The sequence below is a fragment of the Vibrio sp. 1978 genome, assembly GCF_033344345.1.
In genome coordinates, this window is the sequence record NZ_JAWPOP010000105.1 from 1 (window position 1) to 1,264 (window position 1,264).

The 1,264-nt window shown below is 44.1% G+C and carries 1 protein-coding gene; it reads left to right on the forward strand.

Annotated elements, in window-relative coordinates; translation table 11 throughout:
* Positions 1–10 precede the first annotated feature (10 nt).
* A partial coding sequence (locus tag R8N49_RS24790; protein WP_318190174.1) for an HlyD family type I secretion periplasmic adaptor subunit occupies positions 11–1,264 on the forward strand: 1,254 nt, incomplete at its 3' end.

The following is a 1,264-nucleotide window of genomic DNA, read 5'->3' on the forward strand; positions in this document are numbered from 1 at the left end:
AGGGTGAAAAATGAGCAATCAGCAGCCAGTCGTTAACGAACTTCCTGCAGAGAAAGTGTACCGTTTCAGTTCAGATGCTAACTTGAGTTTCAAAAAGCCAATTTTGCTCGGAGTTGCAACGTTAAGCTTTTTCCTAGGCGGTTTAGGATATTGGGCGGCTACCGCAAAGTTAGAGAGTGCTGCTATCGCTTATGGAGATTTGTCTGTTCTAACCAAGCGGCAAGAGATACAGCATTTAGAAGGCGGTATCATTGAAAAACTGTATGTTCAAGAGGGCGATTTGGTAAAGAAAGGCCAGCCGCTTGTTCAATTATCGCAACGTCAGCCAATGGCCAAGTTAGATGCAGTTAGGGGTCAGTACATTCACACGCTAGCGAAGGAAAACCGGCTGAGTGCCGAATTGGATGAATTAGCGGATATCTCGTGGTCTGGTGATCTAGAAGCGATTCCTCGTGTGAACATCGTTAAAGAAGCACAGTTAGTACAAAACAAAATCTTTACTGCCAGAAAGCGTTTTTTTGAGAGCAAGCTTAGTATTATTGAACAAAGTATTTCTGGTGCGAGCTTAGAGCTCGAAAATCTTAAGCAAACCAAAGTCATCGAAAGAGAGCGCCTCAACTTTATTGAAGAAGAAATTGCAAGTAACCAAGCTTTGGTCCAGAAGGGGTTTTCTGGCAAATCCACTTTGTTGCAACTCAAACGGCTTGCCGCAGAGGTTCGCAGTACTCTAAGTCAGCTTGATCGGCAATCTTTAACCGTTGGGAAAAGGTTAGACGAGAACCAAGCCAAGATAGAAGAGTTAAAGCTCGAAAGATTGAATGAAATCGTCGAAGAGTTGCGGAATACCAAAAAAGAAGTCGTTGCCATTCGTGAAGAGTATCGATCTGCTCAAGATGTGGTGGCTAGAACTTCAATCAATGCGCCAATCTCAGGCCGCGTAGTGAACATGCAAGTGTTCACTGAAAAGGGGGTTATTGGTTCAGGACAAACGTTGTTAGAGTTAGTGCCTCAAGATGATAAGTTGCTTGTTGAAGCAAGAGTCAATCCGCAAGACATTGACTTGATCAATCCAGGACAACAAGCGCATGTGCGATTAACCGCTCTGAATGCACGAACATTGGCTCCTCTCGATGGCACGGTGCTGACTGTTTCTGCGGATAAATTGTCACAAGAAAACCAAGATGACTATTACCTAGCGCGAATCTCAATTTCTCAAGATGATGTTGCCAAGTACCGTTTGACATCCGGAATGAACGCCGAAGTA